The sequence below is a fragment of the Microcoleus sp. Pol10D4 genome, assembly GCF_036701555.1.
Classification (GTDB): Bacteria; Cyanobacteriota; Cyanobacteriia; order Cyanobacteriales; family Microcoleaceae; genus Microcoleus.
Genome location: NZ_JAUBRA010000015.1, coordinates 31,291 through 55,971 on the forward strand (window position 1 = coordinate 31,291; position 24,681 = coordinate 55,971).

Annotated in this window: 16 protein-coding genes; 9 read left to right on the forward strand and 7 right to left on the reverse strand. The window is 47.7% G+C overall.

The annotated features are described in order from the left end of the window. The first annotated feature begins 94 nt into the window (after positions 1-94). Complete coding sequence (locus tag QUA36_RS10600; RefSeq protein ID WP_333457284.1) at positions 95-4,225, forward strand: DNA-directed RNA polymerase subunit beta''; 4,131 nt, start codon at positions 95-97, stop codon at positions 4,223-4,225. A 312-nt stretch (positions 4,226-4,537) separates the two neighbouring features. On the opposite strand, the gene QUA36_RS10605 is transcribed toward QUA36_RS10600, so the two are convergent. After that, positions 4,538-4,933: a response regulator gene (locus QUA36_RS10605; protein WP_006632892.1), complete on the reverse strand. Its 396-nt coding sequence runs from the start codon at positions 4,931-4,933 to the stop codon at positions 4,538-4,540. A gap of 1,517 nt (positions 4,934-6,450) precedes the next feature. On the opposite strand from QUA36_RS10605, the gene gyrA reads away from it, so the two are divergent. The 3 genes from gyrA to QUA36_RS10620 all read left to right on the forward strand — a co-directional run bounded on the left by gyrA (position 6,451) and on the right by QUA36_RS10620 (position 10,947). Beyond that, on the forward strand, positions 6,451-9,003 hold the full coding sequence (gyrA, locus tag QUA36_RS10610; protein ID WP_333457286.1) for a DNA topoisomerase (ATP-hydrolyzing) subunit A: 2,553 nt from the start codon (positions 6,451-6,453) through the stop codon (positions 9,001-9,003). A 232-nt stretch (positions 9,004-9,235) separates the two neighbouring features. Further along, entirely contained in the window at positions 9,236-10,669 is a 1,434-nt protein-coding gene (locus tag QUA36_RS10615; protein ID WP_333457287.1) for an ATP-binding cassette domain-containing protein, read from the forward strand. Positions 10,670-10,794: 125 nt separating this feature from the next. Next, entirely contained in the window at positions 10,795-10,947 is a 153-nt protein-coding gene (locus tag QUA36_RS10620) for a high light inducible protein (protein WP_015179166.1), read from the forward strand. A gap of 214 nt (positions 10,948-11,161) precedes the next feature. On the opposite strand, the gene rpoD is transcribed toward QUA36_RS10620, so the two are convergent. Beyond that, positions 11,162-12,328, reverse strand: coding sequence for an RNA polymerase sigma factor RpoD (gene rpoD, locus QUA36_RS10625; RefSeq protein WP_333048311.1), 1,167 nt, complete (start codon positions 12,326-12,328; stop codon positions 11,162-11,164). Positions 12,329-12,617: 289 nt separating this feature from the next. Here rpoD and QUA36_RS10630 point away from each other — a divergent pair, with 289 nt between their 5' ends. Next, on the forward strand, positions 12,618-12,866 hold the full coding sequence (locus QUA36_RS10630; RefSeq protein WP_333167619.1) for a hypothetical protein: 249 nt from the start codon (positions 12,618-12,620) through the stop codon (positions 12,864-12,866). Positions 12,867-13,014: 148 nt separating this feature from the next. Here the strand turns inward: QUA36_RS10630 and QUA36_RS10635 are convergent, their stop codons facing one another. The 3 genes from QUA36_RS10635 to trxB all read right to left on the reverse strand — a co-directional run bounded on the left by QUA36_RS10635 (position 13,015) and on the right by trxB (position 16,701). After that, positions 13,015-13,179, reverse strand: a complete 165-nt coding sequence (locus tag QUA36_RS10635) for a hypothetical protein (protein ID WP_333096143.1) — start codon at positions 13,177-13,179, stop codon at positions 13,015-13,017. A 1,001-nt stretch (positions 13,180-14,180) separates the two neighbouring features. Continuing rightward, positions 14,181-15,065, reverse strand: a complete 885-nt coding sequence (locus QUA36_RS10640; RefSeq protein ID WP_333165176.1) for an ABC transporter permease — start codon at positions 15,063-15,065, stop codon at positions 14,181-14,183. Between the two features lie 265 nt (positions 15,066-15,330). Next, positions 15,331-16,701, reverse strand: a complete 1,371-nt coding sequence (trxB, locus tag QUA36_RS10645; RefSeq protein ID WP_333165173.1) for a thioredoxin-disulfide reductase — start codon at positions 16,699-16,701, stop codon at positions 15,331-15,333. A gap of 582 nt (positions 16,702-17,283) precedes the next feature. Between trxB and QUA36_RS10650 the strand changes: the two genes are divergently transcribed. Then, positions 17,284-18,300, forward strand: a complete 1,017-nt coding sequence (locus QUA36_RS10650; RefSeq protein ID WP_333457290.1) for a methyltransferase domain-containing protein — start codon at positions 17,284-17,286, stop codon at positions 18,298-18,300. Positions 18,301-18,486: 186 nt separating this feature from the next. Continuing rightward, the gene (locus QUA36_RS10655; RefSeq protein WP_333457292.1) at positions 18,487-18,726 is read left to right on the forward strand and encodes a helix-turn-helix transcriptional regulator; all 240 of its coding nucleotides are present in this window, start codon (positions 18,487-18,489) and stop codon (positions 18,724-18,726) included. Positions 18,727-18,778: 52 nt separating this feature from the next. Here QUA36_RS10655 and QUA36_RS10660 read toward each other — a convergent pair whose 3' ends face one another. Together QUA36_RS10660 and QUA36_RS10665 are read right to left on the reverse strand one after the other, a co-directional pair. Next, the gene (locus QUA36_RS10660; protein WP_333457294.1) at positions 18,779-19,888 is read right to left on the reverse strand and encodes a diguanylate cyclase; all 1,110 of its coding nucleotides are present in this window, start codon (positions 19,886-19,888) and stop codon (positions 18,779-18,781) included. A 395-nt stretch (positions 19,889-20,283) separates the two neighbouring features. Next, positions 20,284-20,778 (reverse strand): DUF427 domain-containing protein, encoded by a 495-nt coding sequence (locus QUA36_RS10665; RefSeq protein ID WP_333457296.1) that lies wholly within the window; start codon positions 20,776-20,778, stop codon positions 20,284-20,286. 113 nt (positions 20,779-20,891) lie between these two features. Here QUA36_RS10665 and QUA36_RS10670 point away from each other — a divergent pair, with 113 nt between their 5' ends. Together QUA36_RS10670 and QUA36_RS10675 are read left to right on the forward strand one after the other, a co-directional pair. Then, positions 20,892-22,172 carry a GH25 family lysozyme gene (locus QUA36_RS10670; protein WP_333457298.1) on the forward strand — a complete coding sequence of 427 codons (1,281 nt, stop codon included), beginning with the start codon at positions 20,892-20,894 and terminating at the stop codon, positions 22,170-22,172. 535 nt (positions 22,173-22,707) lie between these two features. Then, positions 22,708-24,666, forward strand: a complete 1,959-nt coding sequence (locus QUA36_RS10675) for a cation:proton antiporter domain-containing protein (protein WP_333457300.1) — start codon at positions 22,708-22,710, stop codon at positions 24,664-24,666. Positions 24,667-24,681 lie beyond the last annotated feature (15 nt).

The window sequence follows — 24,681 nt, forward strand, 5'->3', positions numbered from 1 at the left end:
CTACTGCCCTCTGCCTCCTGCCTCCAATTTCTAGCTTGGCTGCTTTCATTGAGATGCTCTCGTTACCAATTACCAATTACTACTACTCAGAAAGATGACAGAAAATAAGGAAATTGTTTTTCGCAATCGAGTTGTTGACAAGGGTCAGCTCAAAAAGTTAATCTCTTGGTCTTTTATGCACTACGGAACGGCCCGTACAGCGCAAATGGCAGATAAACTCAAAGACTTGGGTTTCCGCTTTGCGACACGAGCGGGAGTTTCGATTAGCGTAGACGATTTGCAGGTTCCCCCGTCAAAACGATCGCTCCTAGATGCAGCCGAAGAAGAAATCCGCATCACCGAACAAAAATACACCAGAGGCGAAATCACCGAAGTCGAACGCTTCCAAAAAGTAATCGATACCTGGAACAGCACATCAGAAGACCTCAAAGACGAAGTAGTCAAAAACTTCCGAGCCACAGACCCCCTAAACTCGGTCTACATGATGGCATTCTCCGGGGCGCGGGGAAACATTTCTCAAGTGCGACAGCTAGTCGGAATGCGCGGATTGATGGCTGACCCCCAAGGCGAAATCATCGACTTGCCAATTAAAACCAACTTCCGCGAAGGACTCACCGTCACCGAATACATCATCTCTTCCTACGGCGCGCGCAAAGGCTTGGTAGATACAGCGTTGCGGACGGCAGACTCTGGCTATTTGACTCGTCGTTTGGTGGATGTGTCCCAAGACGTAATTGTGCGGGAAGTGGACTGCGGCACTCAGCGGGGAATTCGAGTACGACCGATGACGGACGGAGCAACAGTGCTGATTCCCCTCAAGGACAGGCTGCTAGGGCGGGTGTTGGCTAGAGATGCGGTGCACCCCAAAACCGGGGAAATCGTGACCTACGGCGACGAAAAAGCCGTCCGAAATCAGCCAATTACCGATGAGTTGGCGACGGAAATTGGTAACGCTGGGGTGGCAGAGGTGTATTTACGATCGCCCCTGACTTGTGAATCTACCCGATCGGTTTGTCAGCACTGCTATGGCTGGAGTCTCGCCCACTTGAAAATGGTGGACATGGGAGAAGCGATCGGGATTATTGCAGCTCAGTCGATCGGGGAACCGGGAACCCAGCTCACCATGCGTACCTTCCACACAGGCGGCGTATTCACCGGAGAAGTCGCGAAACAAGAACGCGCCCCCTTCCCCGGCGTGGTGAAATTCAAGAACTTGCGTACTCGTTCCTTCCGCACCAGACACGGCGAAGAAGCACTGGTGGCAGAAAACAACGGCAAACTTGTATTTGAAGGCGACGGCTTTGAAGAAGGGAAATCAGGCGCCAAAAATCAAAAGCTGAAAATCGAATTGGCGATCGTCCAGGGTTCTACTCTGATGGTCAAAGACGGACAGCGCGCCATTCCCGGTCAAGTTTTGGCAGAAGTGCCGATCGTCGGTCGCGCCGCCCGCAAAACTACGGAAAAAGTGACTACAGACGTGGCTTCCGACTTAGCCGGAGAAGCCAAATTTGCTGATTTGGTGCCAGAAGAAAAAACCGACCGCCAAGGGAACACAACCCGCACAGCCAGCAAAGGCGGGCTGATTTGGATTCTCTCAGGAGAAGTCTACAACTTGCCCCCAGGCGCCGAACCTGCCGTGAAAAATGGCGATCGCATTCCGGCCGAAAGCGTGATTGCCGAAACTAAACTCGTCTCCGAACACGGCGGCGTAGTCCGCATCGCTGACCCCAGAGAAATCGAAATTATCACCGCCCAAGTCCTGCTCGACCAAGCAGTCGTGCGGGCCGAAAGTGCAGGCGGCCGCGACCACTACACGATCGAAACATCTTCTAAGCAGCGGTTTTCCCTGAAGACGGCTCCAGGAAGCAAAGTGATTAACGGGGAAGTCGTCGCCGAACTGCTCGACGACAGCTACCGCACAGCTACAGGGGGCATTGTCAAATACGGAGGGGTGGAAGTCCACAAGCGCGGCAAAGCTAAACTTGGCTACGAAGTCGTTAAAGGCGGCACTCTGCTCTGGATACCGGAAGAGTGCCACGAGGTCAATAAGGATATTTCTCTGCTGCTGGTGGAAGATGGCCAGTACGTAGAAGCCGGTACTGAGGTGGTTAAGGATATTTTCTGTCAAACCAGCGGGGCAGTGGAAATCACTCAGAAAAATGACATCCTCCGGGAAATTGTGATCAAACCGGGGACGCTCCATGTGGTTGACCGCCCACCGCTAACTTTCGGGGAAGGTCAAATCGTCAACGCGGGTCAAGAGATATCCCCGGGCTTGATTGCCGAAGAGTTGGGCTATGCCGAGTATATCGAAACTCCCGAGGGCCCGGCTTTGCTGCTGCGGCCTGTGGTGGAATTTCCAGTCCCGGATAAGCCGCCGGTGCCTTCTCAGACAGCGCTGAATGAGTCGATCTCTTTGAAAGCGGTGCAGCGACTCCCTTATAAGGATGGGGAGCGCGTCAAGTCTGTCGAGGGATTGGAACTGCTACGGACTCAGCTTATTTTGGAAATTGGTTCGGGAGCTCCGCAACTGGCGGCGGATATCGAGCTGCTGCCGGATGAGGATGATGCTATGGCTTTTGGGGCGGACGGTTCGGGCCCGGCTTGGGGTTCGCCTGAAGAGGATAGTGCGTCGCAAGAGTTGGCTATGACTGTGGCCGATGGGGGCGATCGAGCTTCCAAGACTTTCCGCTTGCAGTTAGTGATTTTGGAATCGCTGGTGATTCGACGGGATGTGTCTGCTGATCCGACTCAGGGCAGCACTCACACGCGGCTGTTGGTCGAAGATGGGCAGTCGATCGCGCCGGGGGCAGTAGTCGCCCGCACCGAGATTCTCTGCAAAGAAGCGGGTATCGTTCGAGGCATCCGTGAGGGGCATGGCGAACCAGTGCGCCGACTGTTGGTGATGCGAGATGCCGATTCTATTTCGATCTCTGTCGCGGGTACACCGGATGTGAGTCCGGGTCAACTGCTGGTGGCTGGTACCGAAATAGCTCCGGGGGTTGTTCTCGAAGAATCCGGCCAAGTTGTGAAGGTTGTACCTGCGTCGGAGACAGAACCGGCGAAACTCTTGCTCAGGGTGGCTCGTCCTTACCGGGTTTCGGCCGGTGCGGTGCTGCACGTAGACGACGGCGACTTGGTGCAGCGGGGTGACAATTTGGTGATTCTGGTGTTTGAGCGGGCAAAGACTGGGGATATCATTCAGGGTTTGCCACGGATTGAGGAACTTCTTGAAGGGCGGAAGCCGAAGGAAGCTTGTATTTTAGCCAAGCGGCCGGGGACGGCTCGTGTGGTTACGGATGACGATGTTGTGGAACTTGCGGTGATTGAGGATGATGGCCGGATTGAGGAGTATCCTTTGTTGCCTGGTCAAAACCCGATCGTTTCCGACGGACAGCGCGTAGGCGTCGCCGAAGCTTTGACCGACGGGCCTGCTAACCCTCACGAAATTCTGGAGGTGTTCTTCCACGTGCTCAAGGAGCGACAGTCTACTTTTGAGGCTGCCTTGGAGAGTTTCCAACAGGTGCAGACGTTTTTGGTGAATGAGGTGCAGTCGGTTTATCAGTCTCAGGGCGTGGATATTTCTGACAAGCACATTGAGGTGATTGTCCGCCAGATGACCAACAAAGTCAGGATGGAAGATGGCGGCGATACTACTATGCTCCCCGGCGAGTTGGTAGAATTGCGGCAGGTTGAGCAGGTGAATGAGGCGATGTCAATTACTGGTGGAGCGCCGGCGGATTATACTCCGGTGTTGCTGGGGATTACTAAGGCTTCGCTGAATACTGATAGCTTTATTTCCGCTGCTTCGTTCCAGGAGACTACGCGGGTGTTGACTGAGGCTGCGATCGAAGGTAAGTCTGACTGGCTCCGGGGGCTGAAGGAAAATGTGATTATCGGTCGCCTGATTCCTGCGGGTACTGGGTTCAATGCCTATGAGGATGCTGGGGTCCAGGATGCTGGTTTTGATGGTGCTGTGTTTGATGACGACATCCACGATTTACAGGAGGATGTGGTACTTGATGACCGAACTGCGCGTCGTGCTTATACGATCGAGAGCGGTTATGAGATCGGGCGCCCGTCTGATCTTGAGCCTGATGAGGATTTTGAGGAAGTTGAGGTTGATGAGGACGAGTTTGTCGCTGAGACTGAGGATGATGCCTTGGGACCTGATGTGGACGATGATGATGATATCGGTTTTGACTTCGATGAGGACGAAGACTAATCATAGTTTTGAGATTGCCTGAATGAGTGAACAGCGTTGCGCTCGCTGAGGATAAGTTGGTTCCTCGCCGCAACGCATACTTCGATTTCACTCGTCATAAAAATCTCAAATTTTTCCTCACAAATTACAAGTCCGAACTCATAGCATTGTGTAATCCGAACATCGAAAGGAAGAAGGAAGAAGGAAGATTCAGAGTTTAAGCAAACTTTGTAATTCTAGAGTTTTAATTGTTTGTTGGTTAAAACAAACAATTCTTTCTTCCTTCTTGCTTTTTCCTTCTTCCTTCTTATTCCTTTTTCATGTATGGTTCACTCAATCAGGCAGCAAAGCCTTGATTTGATTAACAAACTCTTGATGGTCTACCACCGGTTTAGAGATGTAACCGTCGGCACCGCTTTGATCCAGAAATGTTTCTTTATCACCAGCCATCGCGTGAGCAGTCACCAAAATAATCGGCAGCGATGCCGTTTGTGGGTCAGCTTTGAGCAGTTGAGTAATCTTAATCCCGTCAACAGATTTGCCCTGGTACACGCTGCGCGAAAGAGACACATCCATTAAAATCAAATCAGCTTCGCCGTTGGCAGCAATCTGCATTACCTCTTCAACATTTTCCGTGTGCTTCACGGCTAAGCCCCCCCGCTTAGTCAGAATTTTGGAAAAAACCCGAGCATTAACCAAATCGTCCTCTACAATCAGAACGGTTTTCATAAATAAATATGGGAAGTATAGAAACTTTGTGACTTTAGTCCAAAGAGGAACACGGCACGGGGACTACATCCCCGTCAAAAATGCAGAGTTTTTAGCGCCATCAGCCGGGAACCCTGCAAAACCCGTATGTATATCCTTGAGCCACTAGCTGTGAGAGGGTTTACAGATGCCTAGAAGCATCCAGTACCATCATTTAGACTACTACACACAGACAGTTTAGTTGTTTTTTATAACTAGACCTGGAACTGGTGAGAGTCTCAAGATTCTCAGGTAGCAGGTTTCTAGTACAATCCAGGACACATGGACGACGCCTCGCAACCTGGTTTTTGCTCGTTTCGGCGGGCTATAACGAACTATTGCTATGAAAAAACCCGGTTTCTGACTACCCGTGCGTCCTGGACTTATAGTACCCTCTCTTTCGGTCAAGCCTCCAGCTTCTACCATTTTAGATTTTAGATTTTAGATTTTAGATTTTAGATTTTAGATTTTAGATTTTAGATTTTAGATTTTAGATGGGAACTGATTGACTGGATATCAGTTTGGATCACGGATCTACAGTTGCACTATTTTTTGAACTGGTATTAGATTCGGGAATGTGTGATAATTATTTTCCTTCTTCCTCATTAGAATCAAGCCATGTTTATTCACATACTCCCGTCGCCACCGCATTCGGAGTAGCGAATCTAGCGGGGATTGTTGGAGATTTTTAATTCTCAGTTTTAACCCCTCAAAACGGCTTAAAATATCGACGCTTCCGTTCATCTAGTGGATGTCAGACTAGGAGATAGCGCCAGGAGAGCTTTTGACTGATGAATTATATTAATATGGCATTTTTGACACTCTCAGCGAGTCACGACCACGCTCTATGGTTGAATAAGCCCAAAAATGGGAGTTCACTCATAGTCCAGTTGCCTCTACACGATCAGAACAAGTACCAGTACCAGAAATATTCCAATTCCGCTTACTTTTCTTTTTTAATACTTTCGGAGTCCATCACGCTTACCAAAATACGATAAGCTCGATCGTCAACCATTGCTGCTTGATCCACGCTACGGCTGTACCGAGACGAGCTCAATCCAGGGTTTCTCCTGAATAAAATATTTCTTCGTGTAGATGGTTATTCCTAATTGCAATTAAATTCTATCATAGATTGACGGGGACTCCAGCCCCTCGTGACGCTTTCCTAGGAAGAGCTACAGCCTCACTACGTTCTGAGTTTCTGGCATTCCGTGTTTTCCTGTGAATCAACCTTCTCACCGCAGAAGGTAAATAGACAGGTAGGCGCAAATGAAGGCAACATAGAGGTTAGGGTAAGAGTGGAGAGTAAGAGGCAAGTGCTGCCCGTCTTCGGGACTCTGATTCTGCTTTCACAAGTTAAGTTTATTTTTATTCTTCAACAGGGCGGTTGGGTCGAACTTTCGGTTCGCCTGCGGCAAACGCTTTTCAATCGAGACAGGCAACCTCGGCATTATTGACAGAGGCTGTTTTCACTCAGGAATTAACGGACACAAGGACTCATGGCTAAACAACTCAACCTACTTTCCGGGCAAGTAATTTCTACGCCTCTGCACGCCGAGATGCAGCAATCGTACCTCGAATATGCCATGAGTGTGATCGTCGGGCGAGCTTTGCCTGATGTCCGCGACGGTTTAAAACCAGTTCACCGTCGAATTTTATATGCGATGCACGAACTCGGTCTGACGCCAGACCGACCTTACCGTAAGTGCGCCCGGGTTGTTGGAGATGTTTTGGGAAAATATCACCCCCACGGCGACCAATCGGTTTACGACGCTCTGGTACGCATGGTTCAGGAGTTTTCGAGCCGCTATCCTTTACTGGCGGGTCACGGCAATTTCGGTTCGGTGGACAATGATCCGGCGGCTGCTATGCGCTATACGGAAACTAGGCTGGCACCGATCGCCCACGAAGCTATGCTAACCCAAGTCGGCGATGCAACTGTTGATTTTACTGCTAACTTTGACAGTTCCCAGCAGGAACCGACGGCGCTGCCTGCTCAGTTGCCGTTTCTGTTACTCAACGGCTGTACGGGCATTGCTGTGGGGATGGCAACTAATATCCCGCCGCACAATTTGGGGGAGGTGGTAGACGGTTTAATTGCTTTGATTGAAAACCCCGAACTATCCGATGAGAAGTTGATAGAACTGATTCCGGGTCCGGATTTTCCAACCGGGGGGGAAATCGTCGCTACAGAGGGGATTGTTGACGCCTACACTAAGGGTCGAGGCAGCATTGCGGTCAGGGGTGTGGCCGGGGTGGAAGAGGTGCCAGGTAATCGCAAGGTGCGTACTAAAACGGCGATCGTGGTGACGGAGTTTCCGTTTCAGGTAAATAAGGCGGCTTGGATTGAAAAGGTGGCGGAGTTGGTCAATGCTGGCCGCCTCGACGGTATTTCTGATTTGCGTGACGAGAGCGATCGCGAAGGCATTCGAGTTGTGATTGAACTCAAGCGGGAATTTACCCCAGAAGCGGTTCTCGCTCGTCTTTACCAGCAAACTGACCTGCAAACAAATTTTGGGGCGATTTTGCTGGCAATTGTCAACGGTCAACCGCGACAATTGACGCTCCGACAATTGTTGCAGGAATTTCTGGATTTCCGGGAAGTGACTCTGACCCGCCGCTACAATTACGAGTTGCAAGCTGCAGAACGCCGCTGTCATATTGTCCAAGGCTTAATGTTGGCTTTGACAAATCTCGATACAGCGATCAACATTCTCAGAAATTCTCCTGATGGCTCTACTGCTAAGCAAACTTTGCAAGTTCGCCTCAATTTGAGCGAAAGTCAAGCTGATGCGATTTTGGCGATGCCTATGCGTAGACTGACTGGTTTGGAAAGGCAAAATTTGCAGTCTGAGTTTGATGAGTTGATGGCTAATATTCAAGAATTGCAGCGGTTGTTGAGCGACAGACGCGAACTTTTGAAGGCTTTAAAGAAGGAATTTCGATCGCTCAAACGCAAGTACGCTGACCCCCGCCGCACTAAATTCGCCAATGGAACTGCACGCGCAGCAAACGCCGAATCACAATTTTCTGGTAAGAAAAATTCTGGGGTCAAGCAGTTGTCGCCGGCAACGATTCAGCCGAACTTATTGCCCGTTCTAGAGCCAGAGGAAACTATAGTTGAATTTTCCCACAAGCAGTACGTGCGACGCTTGCCGACTGGGGAAAAGCCACGCTCGAAAAGTCGCGAAAAATCGGTTTCAGCTTTAGAAAAAAATGAAGATTTTATTGTGACGGCAAATCTGACGAAAACCGATCGCACTTTGGTCGTCTTAACTCCTAACGGCAAAGCTTACCCGCTGAAAGTGGCCGATATTCCTAGTAGTAGCGCCAAAGACCGGGGAACGCCGATCGTCAGTTTGTTGTCGCCGAGTGCTACTAAAGACAGTGCCGATCGCGCTTTGTCGGAAATCACAGTTGCACACTTTATTTTGCCGGAAAATTCGGAGGCGGCGGATTTAGTAACTCTGACTCAGCAAGGGAAAATTAAGCGCTTGGCGATGCAGGAATTTGCTGATTTGACTAATCGCGGCGTTACTGTTGTTAAACTCAAGGAGGACGATCGGCTGCGCGGTGCGAGTCTGGCTAAAGTCGGTGAGCAAGTGGCGATCGCAACTTCAGGAGGCCGAGTCCTCCGGTTTGAGATCGATGATGAACAACTGCCACCAATGGGCCGCGCGGCCCAGGGATCTCAAGTAACCAGGTTGCGGAAGCAGGAACAGTTGGTGGGCTGCATCACTCTCGACCCGAACGACAGTCTGGTGCTATTTTCCGAGTTGGGTTGGGCAAAACGAATGCCTGCAGGTTCTGTCAGACTTACTAACCGGGGCGAAATTGGCACTCAAGCTTTTCGCTTCTCAGAGCCTAAAGATGCTTTAGTTGGCTTGCTGCAGGCTGTTCCGGGTACGGATGTCAAACTTTTTACTAATTCTGGCCGCGTGCTGCGATCGACTATGGATGCTATAGCTTTTTGGGGGAAAGATGCTGCGGGCGATCGAGTTTTTGACCTAAATCCGGGTGAAAGAATCATCAAAGTTATCAGCAGTCAATAGTCATTGGGCATCGGGCATCGGGCATCGGGCATCGGGCATCGGGCATCGGGCATTAATCTGATTTGTGACCTCTGACTTCTGACTTCAACATCCATCCGTTAAATCATTTAAATCCTGTACACTGCTCGTTCCCGAACTTCCTCCTTCCTTGAATATCTCAATTATCAATGCCCAATGCCCCATGCCCAATTCCCCAATCTAAAATCTAAAATCTAAAATCTAAAATTGTTTAATGGCGCAAGTTGTATTAGAAAATATTTACAAAAGTTTTCCGCTCCGCCCAGGAGAACAGGAAAAAGAAGCAAACACCGCCGCCGAAAATGTCTTGCCTGCGGCCGATCGCCCTTCGTCTAGCAGCGTTTTGCGCCGCATTAACCTGACGGTCGAAGACGGGGAATTCATGGTGCTGGTGGGGCCTTCTGGTTGCGGAAAAAGCACTTTGCTGCGATCAATCGCCGGTTTGGAAGTTTTGACGGCCGGCAATATTTGGGTTGGCGATCGGCTCCTTAACGATTTGCCTCCTAAAGACCGAAATATCGCTATGGTATTTCAAAATTATGCTCTCTATCCTCACTTAACAGTTTACGATAATCTCGCCTTTGGATTGCGCCGCTCGGAAAGGGAGAAAGAAGAAGGAAGAAGGAAGAAGGAAGAAGGAAGAAGGAAGAAGGAAGAAGGAAAGGGGAAGAAGAAAGAAGGGATAAGGGGGAAGATACAAGGAGAAGAAGGAAGCATCCAGAATGGAGAAAAAATAAGGATTAAGGTAGAAGAGGCTATTAATTATTTAGCTTCTAGTTATTTTAAAAATCCTCTAACTTATCCTTGGTTTGAGGACTTTTTAGGAGGAGCGACTCGCAAGTTAACTCCGGGTTTACGCTATTTATCGGAACGGGAAAAAGCCGTAGGAGAACGAGTCCTGAAGGTAGCTGAATTATTGCAAATAGAATCTCTTTTAAATCGCTTGCCGAAACAACTTTCGGGAGGGCAAAAGCAGCGGGTAGCTTTGGGTAGGGCGATGGCTCGAAATCCTGAAGTTTTTTTGATGGACGAACCGCTATCGAATCTTGATGCGAAATTGAGGGCGGAAACTCGATCGCAAATTGTGCAGTTGCAGCGACAGTTGGGAACTACCACTATTTATGTAACTCACGACCAAACTGAGGCGATGACTATGGGTGATCGGATTGCTATTATGAATAGAGGGCAGCTTCAGCAAGTAGCTCGACCTCTAGAGCTTTACAACAAGCCGGCTAATCTGTTTGTGGCTGAGTTTATCGGTTCTCCGCCGATGAATTTCTTGTTGGTGGAATTTAGTGCCCCGTTGTTGATTTCTCACCCGCAATTTCGCTTTACTTTACCCGATATTTGGGCAAAAAGTCTACAACAATATGACGGGCGAGGGCTAATTTTAGGCATTCGGCCGGAACATCTGAGCATTAACCCTCCGGCTACCAAAAATCTTTCGGTACAAGTGGAAATTGTAGAGGCATTGGGACACGAAACTTATTTGGGGGTTTGTTTGACGGATGCTCCGGCGGTGCGGATGCAAGTGCGGGTTCCTCCTGAGCGATCGATCCGAGTGGGCGAGGAGCTTTGGTTGGCCATCGCCCATGACAAGATTCACTTGTTCGACCCTGATACCGAGTTGGCTATTTTTCCTCGTTAGGCAAAATCATCAAGGTCGATCGACCGTTGTGACCGATATCACTAATCACAACCTTGCATTTTTATCAAGGAATGTTATATTTATTTACATAAGCCTTACACAAGTTAACGAAAGGAGTTCGCACTATGCAAGAACAAAAACGCAACGCTTGGAACTGGGGCTTCAGCGAAGGAGCCGAAAATTGGAACGGTCGTTTGGCGATGATTGGTTTCTCTGCGGCTGTCATCATCGAGTTGGTTTCCGGTCAAGGCCTGCTTCACTTTTGGGGCGTGATGTAATTTTCTAGTTAAGAATTTTGTGACACTGCAAAGCTTGGGAGTTCCGTAACGGACTCCCTAAATTTTGCCAGCGCGATTTGGGCAGCAAATAGCCACTTGCTCCGGGCAGTTAGCAGCACAAAATTTAACAGCTATAGCCCAAACCGGGGCGGGGGGTCTCCCCCCCAAAAAAAAGAGTGCGAATCACTCTTTTGGGTGATGCTAGCAAATTACTCTAGCGGATATATTCCTTTAAGATGCTGTTCCGGTTGGGATGGCGCAACTTCCGCAGGGCTTTAGCCTCGATTTGGCGAATCCGCTCGCGGGTGACGTTAAAGATTTGACCAATTTCCTCCAAGGTCTTCATCCGTCCGTCATCTAAGCCGTAACGCAGCCGCAGTACATCCCGTTCTCGGGGGCTGAGAGTATCCAAAACGCTTTCCAAGTCTTCCCTGAGCAAGTTTTTCGAGACTTGATCTTCTGGTGTTTCGCCGTCTGATTCAATAAAATCTCCCAGACGTGAGTCTTCCTCTTTGCCGATCGGAGTTTCTAGAGAGATGGGCAACTGTGCGGACTTAGCAATGAACCGCAACTTCTCGATCGTCATCTCCATGCGGGTAGCAATTTCTTCTTCCGTCGGCTTGCGACCCATTTCCTGAGACAGGAGTTTGGTAGTTTTCTTGATCCGCGAAATGGTTTCGTAAAGGTGAACCGGTAGGCGGATAGTGCGGGATTGGTCGGCGATTGCCCGGGTAATGGCTTGACGTATCCACCAAGTTGCGTAGGTAGAAAACTTGTAGCCTTTTTCGTGATCGAATTTTTCAGCGGCCCGGATCAGACCCAAAGAGCCTTCCTGAATCAAATCTTGGAAAGACAAACCGCGATTCATGTATTTTTTGGCGATCGATACCACCAAACGCAGGTTTGATTGCACCATTTTTTCCTTTGCCCGACGGCCGACGTGGAGTCGGTGACGGAAGGCAGGAAGTGCCATATCTACAGCATTAGCCCATTCGCTGTCTTTGGGTTCGCGGTTATACTCTTCGAGCAGTTGTTCTCGAACTCGCTCTAATTCCAGCAAATCTGCAATCTTGCGCGCTAGTTCAATCTCTTCGTCAGCTCGCAGCAGTCGAATCCGACCAATTTCTTGCAGGTAAAGACGAATAGAGTCTTCAGTATAATGCTTTTTCTTTGCCTGTGCCCGACGGCGGGCTTTAGCGCCTTTGCCAGATTTAGGATCTTCCTCAGATTGAGAGTCTAAGAATTCTTCTCGATCGTCTTCTTCGTCGATAAAGAGTTCTAACTCGCTCTCAGGTAGAACGCTTTCGGCGCTCCGAAGCAACTCGATTGTTTCCATTTCCGGTGTAATTGTGGTTTCGAGTACGGTGTTAGCCTGGATCATGCCGTCTTCCTCATGCTCCTGAATTAAAGAATAAATAACAGTGGAATAGTGTCTGTTTGTAGTTTAGACAAGTTAGCCAGTATTGACATTCCCGCAGGAAAAAATAGTGGGATTTTCGGTCTGCTAGCTGAATCTGTTACCAAAACTGCACCAGTTTTATGACTCAAAGTTCGAGTTCGGGTTTGAAGCAGGCAGCGCATTCAATTGATCGCCGATTTTAACATCGCGACCTTAAATTGAGCTAGCGGCTTTTTCTTTCGGAGCGAGTTACCACATCATCTGCAATACCTTGCCCAGAGAAGCAAACCATGAAGTACGATCGATCGCACTTCCAAAAATACTGGCTTTTTTACTCGGTACTTCGAGCTTTTACCCCTACAAGTTTTCCGGCACGGAACCCTCTAACTTTTGTATTGGAGGTGTCGAACTTTTGATTCGCCTTGCTTTGACTCCGGTTGTCAGACATGACAGTTGCACGGCAAATTTTCGCCACCTTGGATATCGGTCTGCTGGCTCAAATGCAACAGCAGAGGGTTGAAGCACCAAACGGGGAGAATTGGATCTTGCAAAGACCTTCCCGATTGTAGCCTTTCTCACAAAAAATGGAAGTTGTTTTCCATTGTTTGTCAAGAACTAGGAAAACTCTGTCAGCTTAGCTTGACAATACTAACTCATGTCCGGCTCTGCTAAATCCTGAGAACGGCCCGCAAAAACTTTGGCACGATCGAACGGCGCTGTTTTCTGCGTATATCTGGGTGAACGGCTGCGGCGTAGTTGGCCAGACACTTAGCAGACAATTTTTGAGTTGCCCAAATTGGAACCAATACAATCCGTGTAGATACACCCATCATTACCCTGTTTCCCTGAATTGAATCATACGCAATCTGCGATTGAATAAAGCTCGTAGCTTTAGTTTTAAGCCGGCCACTCTGGATTAGAGACCGACTCTGACCCCCAATGAAGCGTTGCGGGTTGAGTAGTGCAACAGGGGCTTTCATTGTTAAGTTAGCTCAAATCTCAGAAATTGGGTTTAATTTTAACGTTAAATCACATTAAGTTCTTAACGTCACATTCTTATTTAAGCAGTTCGACACGAGTTTGTCGCGTCAATGGCAAAAACCACCAGGATAAATTCTACTGAGAGTTAAGCAGCCACGCAACTCTCGGCTGCGGATTTCTCTAATTTTTTTGGCTTTCGGTTCGCACTTACGCGATCGCACGCTCTCACAAACCATACAATTCGCCATCTCTCGGAAGTATAACTTCACGATTCCTTTAAATATCTCATGGCAGCGTGAAGATTCTATAAAGCCCTTTAATTAATTTTAGATAGGATTCCCCAATTGTCTTGATAATTTCAAGCAGACGCAAAAAAATCGTAAGCGGACGTTGATGCAACTGTCTGCCAATGATAGCTCCGCCAGAGAAGAAAAATTTACCCAGTTAGCGATGTGCTTGCTATGGTTAGAGAAGGCATAAGCTGCAGGATGCGCTTAAAGATTTGAACCGATAGGAGGCTAGTGCGATCCTCAAAATTTTGTTATTATTTACAGCGTGTCATCAGAAAGCACAGAGCCGCGCTTTATCCTCTACTGGGGTTTAAATTATGTGGCTTGAGCGTTAGGGGATGAAGCTATCAAGAAAAATTTCCGCTCCGTGTCTATATAGACAACCCAACGAAGGTTTACTAGAAAGAATGCACCTTCTTGAGAGAAAGATTTAATAATTAATCTGGCCGATATTACGTACGATCTCTTTATAGCGCCTGTTTGCAGTCAGGACTTCAGTTTTTTTATATTTGTGAATAAGCACTAAAGTCCTGACTGCGAACTTAATGTAACCGCGAGACAAATTACTGCTGATTCCGCAGGCGAGGGTTCACAAATTCGTTTAATCCTTCCCCCACCAAGGACAGTCCCACTACCATTAAAGTCATCGCCAAACCGGGAAATAAAGCCGTCCACCAAATGCCAGTAGGTAGTGCATCTAAAGCTAAACGCAAGTCGTGTCCCCATTCGGGAGTTGCTTCGGGAAGTCCTAATCCGAGAAATCCTAAACCTCCTAATGTTAAAATTGCATCGGCCGCGTTGAGCGCAAACAGCACCGGTACGCTTTGAATCACATTCAGAAACAGGTAGCGCGAAAGCACTGTCCAAGTGTCAGCACCCATTGCTCGCGCAGCTTCGACAAATAATTCGGTTTTGACGCTGACGGTGTGATTCCTGACGACGCGGTAGTATTGAGGGATGTAGGAAATACTCAGGGCGATCGCAGCATTAAAAACTCCTTTTCCCACTACAAACGCTAGCGTCAAAGAAAGTAGCAGCCCCGGCAAAGTATAAATTGTATCCATTAAAAATAACAACACTCGATCGAGCTTACCGCCCAAATAACCGCTAACCAAACCTAGCGGGACACCGATAAACAAACTCAAAGCAGTGGCTAAAATTACCACTTGCCAAGCAGCCCGAGAAGCAAACAGCGTGCGGGAAAATACATCGTAGCCACTGCGGCTAGTACCAAACCAATAATTCGCCGACGGCGGTTCGTGGATAGGGTTACTCAAAGCCTCGGTAGGATTTTGCAGCCATCCCCAAGCTTGCATAGCTGGAGACAAGGTGGCTACCAATATAAACACGACAGTTATTGTCAAACCTGCCCACATCATTTTCATTGACAGGCTTGACGGTGAGGCACTGTTGAGAAATCGCGGCAGTCGGAGGCGGCTTTGAGCCATAATGACGATCGACCTATATAAGACTTTTCGATTTTAGTAGCACTCAGGCGAAAAAACCCGGAACAGTCAAAAATCCTCTTTCTCATTCGCCAAACACTCGCGACAAACCGGGTTTTTTCGCACGATGGGGCTAAAAAAAAATCGGTTTCTCCCCTGAACTGGACTGGCGCGCAGGAGAGAAACCGGGTTTTCGGCAGGTGGGACGCCAGTTGAGTTTAGATTAAATCTCTCTTGGCAAACCTCAAATCTAAAATCGATCGAATTCCTACAAATTACTGGAAATTAACTCGCGGTACTGGCTTTTCGGCTTAACTCCTTTGAGATCAGCTACCAAATCTTTGTTTTTGAAATACTGAATCGTCGGCGTACCAATCACGCCAGCATTTTCAGCAATTTCTGGATCTTCTTCGATGTCAATTTCCACGTAGTGGATTTTGCCCTCGAACTCATCTACTACTTTGCTCAAAATCGGCTTGAGGCTGTGGCAAGGCCCGCAACTCGGAGAGGCATATTTGACCACAATCAGTCGATCGCTATCGTGGAACAACTTCCGCAAAGCATAACCTCCTTCGTGGCGTGTGTCGTTGATATCAAAGTTCTCGCTAGTTTTGCGTACTTTTTGAGCTTCCGGCGCTGCTGTGGGTTGCTCGGATTCCTGGGTTTGATGGAATTCCTGGGTTAAACCGTTGACTGACAGCCAACGTTCTGCCAGCATCGCACCCATACAACCGCTGCCGGCCGCGGTGATTGCTTGGCGAAACTCGTGGTCTTGCACGTCGCCGACGGCGTAAACTCCCTCAACGCTGGTTTCTACCGAACCGTGTTTGGTAACGATATAGCCTACTTCGTCGAGTTCTAACTGACTTTGGAACAGTTGAGTGTTGGGAGTGTGACCGATCGCATAAAACAATCCTTTCACCAGCAAATCGCTCTCGGCGCCGGTCTGGATATTTCTAATTCTCACCCCGTCCATTTTGCCGCCGGCTTCGCCCAAAATATCCACTGCTTCGGTGTTCCAGTGCACGGTAATTTTGGGATTGCTCAGCACTCGGTCTTGCATGGCTTTGCTGGCGCGCATTTGATCGCGCCGCACCAGCATATGTACGTGAGAGCCGTATTTTGTCAAATAAATAGATTCTTCCGCTGCGGTGTCGCCCGCGCCGATTACAGCTAAGTCTACTCCTTTAAAAATTGGGGTAGCGCCGTCGCAAATCGCACAGGCCGAAATGCCGTGACTCCAAAATACGTGTTCGCTAGGCAGCCCCAGCCTTTTCGCCGTCGCGCCTGTAGCGATTACTATCGTGTGGGTTTTGATTTCTCTATCTTCCGATCGCACTGTAAACGGACGCTTGGTCAAATCCACCGAAATTACATCTTCTGTGTATAATTCGGCACCCCAGCGCACTGCTTGAGCTTTCATCCGATCCATGAGTTCCGGCCCGGTGATGCCTTCGGGAAAGCCGGGAAAGTTTTCGACTTCTGTGGTGGTCATCAGTTGACCGCCGGGGACGCCTCCTGCTTGGTAGCCTTCAAAGACTATGGGTTTCAGATTTGCCCTACCTGCGTAGATTGCTGCTGTGTAGCCTGCAGGGCCTGAGCCGATAATTACTAGGTTTTCTACGGTTTGGTTGGTCATAGCTATTTACTTAAACTCATAACGACTTCGTTTTACTAATTCTAGCAGAGTTAGATCGAGTTTGGTTTGATGCCATTGTGCGATCGAGCATCTGTATCTATTGTTGAGGGTCGATCGGTCTTCGGGGCAATTCCAGCTACTTTAATAAGCAAAAACAATCTAAAAGTCGATTTAGTTTTAAATGTTCGATCTATTTTAAGGGCTGAAATCTTAAGAAAATCTAAAGACGACCAAAATTATTGACTTCATTCTCAATTATTTTACCTATTTACTTGTTTTGAGGCTTGTGGTACGATTTTCACAATCCAGGGGCATTATGACTAATTTAAGTTTTTGACGCTGAAAGCTTTTAAAATCGTAAAATTAACGAACTCTGCAAATGTAATAAGTACAATTATTTATGCAAAATCCGCATTTTAAGGTTTAAGAATTGTAACGCAGATTTTGCCAAGTTTGACAAAATACAGTATTTGTGGTATGCAAGGTGCGATGGGGGAAAATTGGATTAAGATTTTGAACCGCAGATGGGGGCGGATTAACGCGGATTAACGCAGATAAGATGGAATTTTGCTTTTTAAACTTGTGGAAAAAATCAAGATATTGTTTGTGTGCAGTCAGAATAAGTGGAGAAGTTTGACTGCCGAGAAGATATGCCAGAAGGTTAGCGGCTACAGCGTACGATCGGCGGGAACGGAAAAAGGTGCAAGAATTAGAGTAACTGAGGGTTTGCTGGGCTGGGCGGATTTGATATTTGTGATGGAGAAGAGGCATGGCGATCGACTTCGCAGCAAATTTCCCGAAAGTCTCGAAGGCAAGAAAGTTATTTGCCTGCAAATCCCGGACAATTACGAATATATGGAACCGGAGTTAGTCGAGCTTTTGCAGGCGAAACTGAATCCCTATATGGGAATTCCAGAGAACGAGATAAATTTTATGCAGCGAGTTTTGGAACCGGAAGTGATGGATTCCTTGGAAGAGGCGATCGAATACGATTCGATGGACTTTACTGAGGTTAATGCTGCTTTTGCTCAGAGTGCTGCGGCGTTGGGACCGGTTTTTGGAAACGTTTTGGATGCGGGGACGGGTACGGCGAGAATTCCGATCGCAATTTCTCAACTGCGGCGTGCATGGAAATTGACTTGCATTGATTTGTCACCAAATATGCTGAAAGTCGGGGCCCAAAATGTGGAAAAGGCGGGCGTGCGATCGCAAATCAATCTCGAATTAATCGATGCTAAAGCCATGCCGTATCCAGACAGTTATTTTGACATGGTGATTTCTAACAGCATTATCCACCATTTGCCCGATCCGCTGCCGTTTTTGCAGGAAGTCAAGCGGGTGTTGAAGCCGCAGGGAGCAATTTTTTTGCGGGATTTGCTGCGGCCGGAAAAACCGGAAATCAGGGATAATTTAGTCAATCTGTATGCGGGAGATTGCAACGCGCATCAGAAACAGTTATTCAGCGATTCGTTGCAAGCAGCATTTACCCTGGATGAAGTTGAGGAGATGATCCAAAATGCCGGGTTGGATGGGTTGAGGATTTATGAATCTTCAGACAGACACTGGACGGCAGAACGTGCTTGGTGCGAGTCTTTGTAGGCAGGGGACGATCGCCCGATATATCTCCTATTCATAAAATTATTAGACTCGTGACTGCCAAGTTTTCGGCTCTCGCCTGCTGTGAAATATCGCGAGAATTCAGGAAGAATCAGAAGTAGATAATCTTCTCCGAGGAAGGAAGTAAGATGCTTAAGCATCTTATATAAAAAATGTGCGATCGAGGATATGCCGAAAAAGCCCGTTCCGCGACCTGAAGATGAAGAGTCGCATTTGAAGAAGCTCAGGGAAGAACTGGAGATGAGTCAGGAAGATTTGGCGCGAGAGCTTGGCGTTTCGTCGCAAACAATCAGCCGTTGGGAGTTGGGGAAGAACGTACCCATGTTCACCGTCAAGCAGATGAAAGCTTTGGAGAAATTGCTGGCTAGCATCGGCAAGTCGATCGGGGATTTGCCCGATAATCTATGATGGAAACCATTAAACAAGCCCACGAATTTATTCGTGGATCACTTTTTCCAATCTAAAATCTAAAATCTAAAATCACTCGATCGCGCCCTTTGTCTTTAGCTTGATAAAGCGCGCGGTCTGCCGCTGCAATCAAGTTTTTTTGTGCTGCGGACGATCGAGGAACCGTACTCGCTACCCCCAAACTCAGCGTCACGAGAGAACACACCTCTGAATTAACGTGTTCAATTTTTAGTTTTTTAATCCACACTCGAATTTTCTCTGCAATCCAGACAGCTATTTCCGGTGAAGTCCGAGGCAAAATCACTGCAAATTCTTCGCCTCCGTAACGGGCTACCAGACTCTCGCCCGAAACTTCGCCTGTTGAGTAATTTACCGCTTCCAAAATAGCTTGGGCTACCTGCTGCAAGCAAGTATCTCCCGCCTGATGTCCATAAGTATCGTTGTATTTCTTAAAAAAGTCTACATCGCATAAAATTAAAGATAGTTCTGATGCTGCTTCAGCCAATTCTTGCCACTTTTTCTCTAAGTATTCGTTAAAACAGTGACGGTTGGCAACCTGAGTTAAGCCATCTAAGTTGGCAAGGCGATACAATTCGGAATTAGCTGCTTTTAATTGAGAATTAGCTGCTTCTAACTCGGATTGTGTGAGCGATAAATTGTAATAAAGTTCGCTCATAGACCAAGTAGCTTGTTGGTGAATTTGGGATAAAGCTACCCAGAGTTGATGCACGTCTAAAAGTTGGTAAACTTGAGGTTCTAACTCCACAACAATCGGCTCGTAAAGCAGTTCCGGCGGTCGCTGCACGGAGCGCTGAGCTGCCATGACAATTAAGGCTACTCCTGGTAAAATCAAAATATCGGTTTGAGCTATTTGATACAAGGCTATAATCGGTCTGCAAGCAAATATATCTACTCCGTAAGGGCGGCTCATGCGTTCCATAAATCGCCGACGCGATATCATGCCTAAAAATTCCCCATTTACGGTTAAGATAACTCCCGGAAGCAGCGGATGAGATTGAAACAACCGAGCTACTTCTTTGGCGAGATATGAGGAGTCAACCTGGAAATTGAATAGAGCTAGATCCTTAAGAGTAGACTCTAAAGATAAATTTTGGGGTGAGTTTTCGGGCGAGTTAGAGGGTTCAATAAATTCAACAGACACAGCGCAGATCCGAATAAACAATAAACCAGCAACAAAGCTAATGTCAGCTATTAAATTATATAATTATTTATTTATTGCCAGTACCTGTAATCTTTACTATACTATTTTTTAATGATGGAAGAAGCTGCTACGTTAGTTTTTGCGGTAGCTGCCTTGCATTGATTCATGTTCACTAAATTCCCGATTTAGTGAATTATGCTGGATTTTTTACTCAATTTTTTACTAGGATTTTTACGGCGTAAAAAAAACAATTTTTGCGCCATTCCTCAACTCATTGATGGTGCAGGCAAACTCAAGAAACCTGGTTTTGAAACCGAGGTCGAGGCTGTAACGAGGTTTTGCGTAAAAAAAACGCGGTGTCTGCCACTGTCCTCAACTCAAAACTCAAAACTCCCTCACCACCCCCAAGTTCCTTCCCCTCCCTTAAACGGGCCGACAATATCTTTGGTAATCCAGCCGCCGTAAAAATCCCCTGGTTGAGATTGCACTAATTCCCCGTCCACATAACAGGCATCCATCTTGCTTGGATAAAAAGCCACATAATCTTTAATAGCTGCAAAAACCTGATTAGGATTGGGATAAAACCAAGCCGCATTTACTACTTCTTTCGACTCTACCGTCACATTGTAATAACCGGCTTGTCCCTTCCACTCGCACCAAGAACCCCGTAAAGTTTTGTGCAAATATTCCATTTTGATGTCATCGGGGCAGATATAGTAGGCAGGAGGGTGACTGGTCTCCAATACCCGCTGAGGACGGCGCGTGTCGGCGATCGTCACTCCATTAAAAATTATCTGTACGTGTTTGGTCGATTCCTCAAGCCGAGGGGGACGCGGGTAATCCCAAACAGACTCTTGACCAGGGCCGGGCTCTATTCGATCGAAGTTCATTCGCACAATCTCCACTGCAAAAAAAACACTTAGCGACTTAGCATTACAATTTAATGTACCCTTAATCGAGTCGCTGCTTCAGAGCAAACCAGCTTTTCTCAACCCTTGGTAATATGAGTATTCGCGGTATAGATGTTTCCGACTACCAGCCCAATGTCAATTGGCAAGCCGTTGCGCGGGATGGTATTACCTTCAGTTTTGTCAAATCGACCGAAGGTGTAACTTTAGTTGCCCAAACTTTCGCTCGCAATTGGGCGGCGATGAAAGCGGCGGGGATTCAACGCGGTGCTTACCACTTTTTTCAACCTGCAAGCAGCGTTCAAGGGCAAATAGATTTGTTCTTGAAAACTGTAAAACTCGAACCGGGGGATTTGCCGCCAGTCTTGGATATCGAAACTACAGGCGGTTTGAGTGCGACTCAATTGTGCGATCGAGCCGCAATTTGGTTAGAAGCAGTCGAAAAAGCCACCTTGATGCGGCCGATTATTTATACTTACCCCGGTTTCTGGGACAACCTGGGGACAAAACGGTTTGCCGATTACCCGCTGTGGATTGCTCACTATACCAGTGCTGATGAACCTTGGGTTCCCGGCGGCTGGAAAACTTGGACTTTTTGGCAGTACAGCGACACCGGCACCGTGTCCGGCGTATCGGGCAATGTAGACACCAATATTTTTGAAAGCGTCCGAGAAGGCGCCCAAAGTTATAAAGTTGCAGACATCCAGAAGGAATTAAGAATTAAAGGTTTTTATCAAGGTGCGATGGATGGTAAATTTGGAGCTACCACCACAGCGGCGCTCATCTCGTTTCAGAAATCTCAAGGTCTCAATCCAGATGGCATTGCAAGCCTCAAAACCTGGGCCGCTTTGATGCGAAAACCTCCCAAAGTAATTGTTCCCCCTCCAGCCCCGACACCCACTCCGCAGCCTACTCCCACTCCGACTCCCCCTCCCATCTCAGACGTGCGGCTGACTCAGGTATTCTCGTCTTATCAAGCTAAGGCTAGCCAAGATACTGCCTTAATTTGGCTGCAAAGTCAGGTTCCTACCTCTGTTTTAGGGGAATTTGCTCAAAAATGGCGGGCAACTACCTTACCTCAAGACAGTAATTTGCGATTGATTGATGTGGGCAAATTTTATCGCGGTTTAGCACAACAAGACCAAGCTTTAGATTGGCTGCAAAAACAAATTTCTCCGGCTATTATTACCGAGTTTGCACAAAAATGGCGAGCTCAATCTATTGTCACTAATTCTCCGATTCGGCTGATAGATGCGTGCAAATTTTATCGGGCCGCACCGCAGCAAAACCAGGCTTTAGATTGGCTGGAAGGGCGAATTTCGCCGGCCATTCTCTCGGAGTTTTTTCGCAGGTGGCAGAATGCCAGTCGATTATAGATTATAGATGGGAGATTTTAGATGGGAGATTGACTCCACAGATAAATTTGGGGGTTTGATCGCTCTGTAATTGGAAAGCCGACAACTCTTGCTATTTGAGATTTGAGATTTGAGATTTACAAGCGAATTTCAAAGGTGGTACGCGCCACGTGATTTATCCGTGGAATCAATCCAAAATCGAAAATCTAAAATCCTCAAGCCTCCGAATTTATCCGTGGGGTCAATCCAAAATCTAAAATCTAAAATCGAATGACTCCCCATCAAAATTCGTCAAATCCTATCCCTCTGTGCCCGCATCCCCGTCCAACTCTCTAACATAACAGACAATCTCTCGCTTAGCTACAGCTTACTGCCATCTTTGACGCCAATAGAATTATCTGATAAAGTTATAGCGACTATCAAGTTTTTTTAATCTTATTGGGAAAAATCCAGGGCCGTGCCGAGTTTGTAAGCTGCGCCGAAAATAGCGCCTGCACTCCAATTACCCGCGATCGAACATTTAAAACTGAGCGGGCAGCCTGTAACAATTATATCTATGGAAATCCCCTTTAACATCACCCAGTTGATGGTCATGACCGTCATCTGTGGCATCAGCGCTCAAGTTCTCGCCGCCTATCTGAAAGTTCCGGCGATCGTCTTTTTGCTGTTGTTTGGCATTTTAGCCGGCCCAGACTGCTTGGGAGTGCTGCACCCGAATCTGCTGGGCAGCGGTTTGGAAGTTATGGTATCCCTTTGCGTAGCTTTAATTCTGTTTGAAGGCGGCTTGAATTTGGAATTGCGAGATTTGGGCAAACTTTCCGGCAGCATCCGCAATTTAGTTACCGTAGGCACTTTAATTACGCTAATAGGCGGCGGAATGGCCGCACACTGGTTGGGGGAATTCCCCTGGCCGATCGCATTTCTGTATGCTTCTCTAGTAGTCGTCACAGGCCCGACAGTAATCGGCCCTTTGCTCAAACAAGTATCCGTTGACAAAAAAGTTGCCGCCTTGCTAGAAGCAGAAGGCGTTTTAATCGATCCAGTCGGGGCAATTCTGGCAGTATTGGTGCTGAATATTATTTTAAACGGCAATGCTGATTTGCTCGTTTTGTTCCGAGATTTAATCGTGCGACTCTTCGTTGGCGCACTCGTCGGAGTTGTGGGAGGTTGGCTGCTGGGATTCCTTCTCAAGCGATCGCAATTTCTCTCCGAAGACCTCAAAAACTTAGTAGTGTTAGCCAGTTTATGGGGATTTTTCGGCTTAGCAGAAGAAATCCGCAGTGAATCGGGACTGATGGCAACAGTCCTCTCCGGCATCGTCCTCAGAGCCGCTGCTGTGCCGGAAGAAAGGCTGCTGAGGAGGTTTAAAGGTCAACTGACAGTCCTGGCTATTTCCATGCTGTTCGTGCTGCTGGCGGCCGATTTATCCCTCGCTAGTGTGGTCGCCCTCGGTTGGGGAAGTTTGTTTACAGTTTTAGCTTTAATGTGGGTAGTGCGGCCGATAAACGTTTGGGTGTGTACTTGGAACAGCGGACTGAATTGGCGGCAGAAATTATTTGTTTGTTGGGTAGCGCCGAGGGGAATTGTCTCAGCGTCGATCGCATCTTTATTTGCAATTTTGCTCACCCAGCGGGGAATCAACGGCGGCGACTCGATTAAAGCCTTAGTTTTCCTAACAATTATTATGACAGTTTTCGTCCAGGGACTAACCGCCGGACGGATGGCTCAACTGTTGGGCGTCACCTCAAAATCGGCAACCGGTGCTGCAATTGTCGGGTCAAATCCTTTGAGCAGATTAATTGCTCGCTTGTTTCAAGAACGCGGAGAATCGGTGGCAATTATTGACACGAACCCGGAAGCTTGTGCACAAGCAGAACGAGAGGGTTTGCGTGTGTTTTTGAGCAGTGCTCTGGATCACAGCGTGTTAGAAGAAGCCGGACTCGAATCGATGGGAACTTTTTTGGCAATGACTAACAACGGCGAGGTAAACTTAGTGTTAGCTCAGCGAGCAGCCGAAGAGTTTGCACCGCCGAGGGTTTTGGCAATATTTCCCAAAGATCCGCAAGCAAATACGCCTGCAAATCCGACTAAAATCAATCAAGCCTTCGTCTCCGATTTGTCGCTGAAGGATTGGAACGAATATTTAAGCGACGGCGAAGTGAAATTGGGGGAAACTGAGTTAAAAACAGAGGGATTGCAGTTTCAGATTGCTCACTTACAAGCTTTGGTTAAAGCCGGGGAGTTGGCGCCGTTGCTGGTGGAAAGGCAGGGATACTTGCAAGTAGTGTCGGCGACCCAGATTTGGCAAGCAGGCGATCGAATTATTTATTTGTTGTACGATCGCAAACCCCAATTATTGAAAAGATTGTCTGGTTCGTCGCAGTCACGCTTGACTTTGGAAAAGCATCAGGTAGTTGAGGAAGTGCCGATTCCTTCTCCGGTTTTAGAGGAGGTTTTGGAGTCAGCAAAAATAGCCCCGGAGGATGAAATTTTGCAGCCACCAGTTTCGCGGTAAGGGTTAGTATCCCGA

Coding starts and splice junctions, on each gene's coding strand:
- QUA36_RS10665 (WP_333457296.1), bottom strand. CDS start 20,778: ATGAACTTCGATCGAATAGAGCCCGGCCCTGGTCAAGAGTCTGTTTGG.
- QUA36_RS10635 (WP_333096143.1), bottom strand. CDS start 13,179: ATGATGGGTGTATCTACACGGATTGTATTGGTTCCAATTTGGGCAACT.
- QUA36_RS10605 (WP_006632892.1), bottom strand. CDS start 4,933: ATGAAAACCGTTCTGATTGTAGAGGACGATTTGGTTAATGCTCGGGTT.
- QUA36_RS10600 (WP_333457284.1), top strand. CDS start 95: ATGACAGAAAATAAGGAAATTGTTTTTCGCAATCGAGTTGTTGACAAG.
- gyrA (WP_333457286.1), top strand. CDS start 6,451: ATGGCTAAACAACTCAACCTACTTTCCGGGCAAGTAATTTCTACGCCT.
- QUA36_RS10670 (WP_333457298.1), top strand. CDS start 20,892: ATGAGTATTCGCGGTATAGATGTTTCCGACTACCAGCCCAATGTCAAT.
- QUA36_RS10655 (WP_333457292.1), top strand. CDS start 18,487: ATGCCGAAAAAGCCCGTTCCGCGACCTGAAGATGAAGAGTCGCATTTG.
- QUA36_RS10615 (WP_333457287.1), top strand. CDS start 9,236: ATGGCGCAAGTTGTATTAGAAAATATTTACAAAAGTTTTCCGCTCCGC.
- QUA36_RS10620 (WP_015179166.1), top strand. CDS start 10,795: ATGCAAGAACAAAAACGCAACGCTTGGAACTGGGGCTTCAGCGAAGGA.
- rpoD (WP_333048311.1), bottom strand. CDS start 12,328: ATGATCCAGGCTAACACCGTACTCGAAACCACAATTACACCGGAAATG.
- trxB (WP_333165173.1), bottom strand. CDS start 16,701: ATGACCAACCAAACCGTAGAAAACCTAGTAATTATCGGCTCAGGCCCT.
- QUA36_RS10675 (WP_333457300.1), top strand. CDS start 22,708: ATGGAAATCCCCTTTAACATCACCCAGTTGATGGTCATGACCGTCATC.
- QUA36_RS10640 (WP_333165176.1), bottom strand. CDS start 15,065: ATGGCTCAAAGCCGCCTCCGACTGCCGCGATTTCTCAACAGTGCCTCA.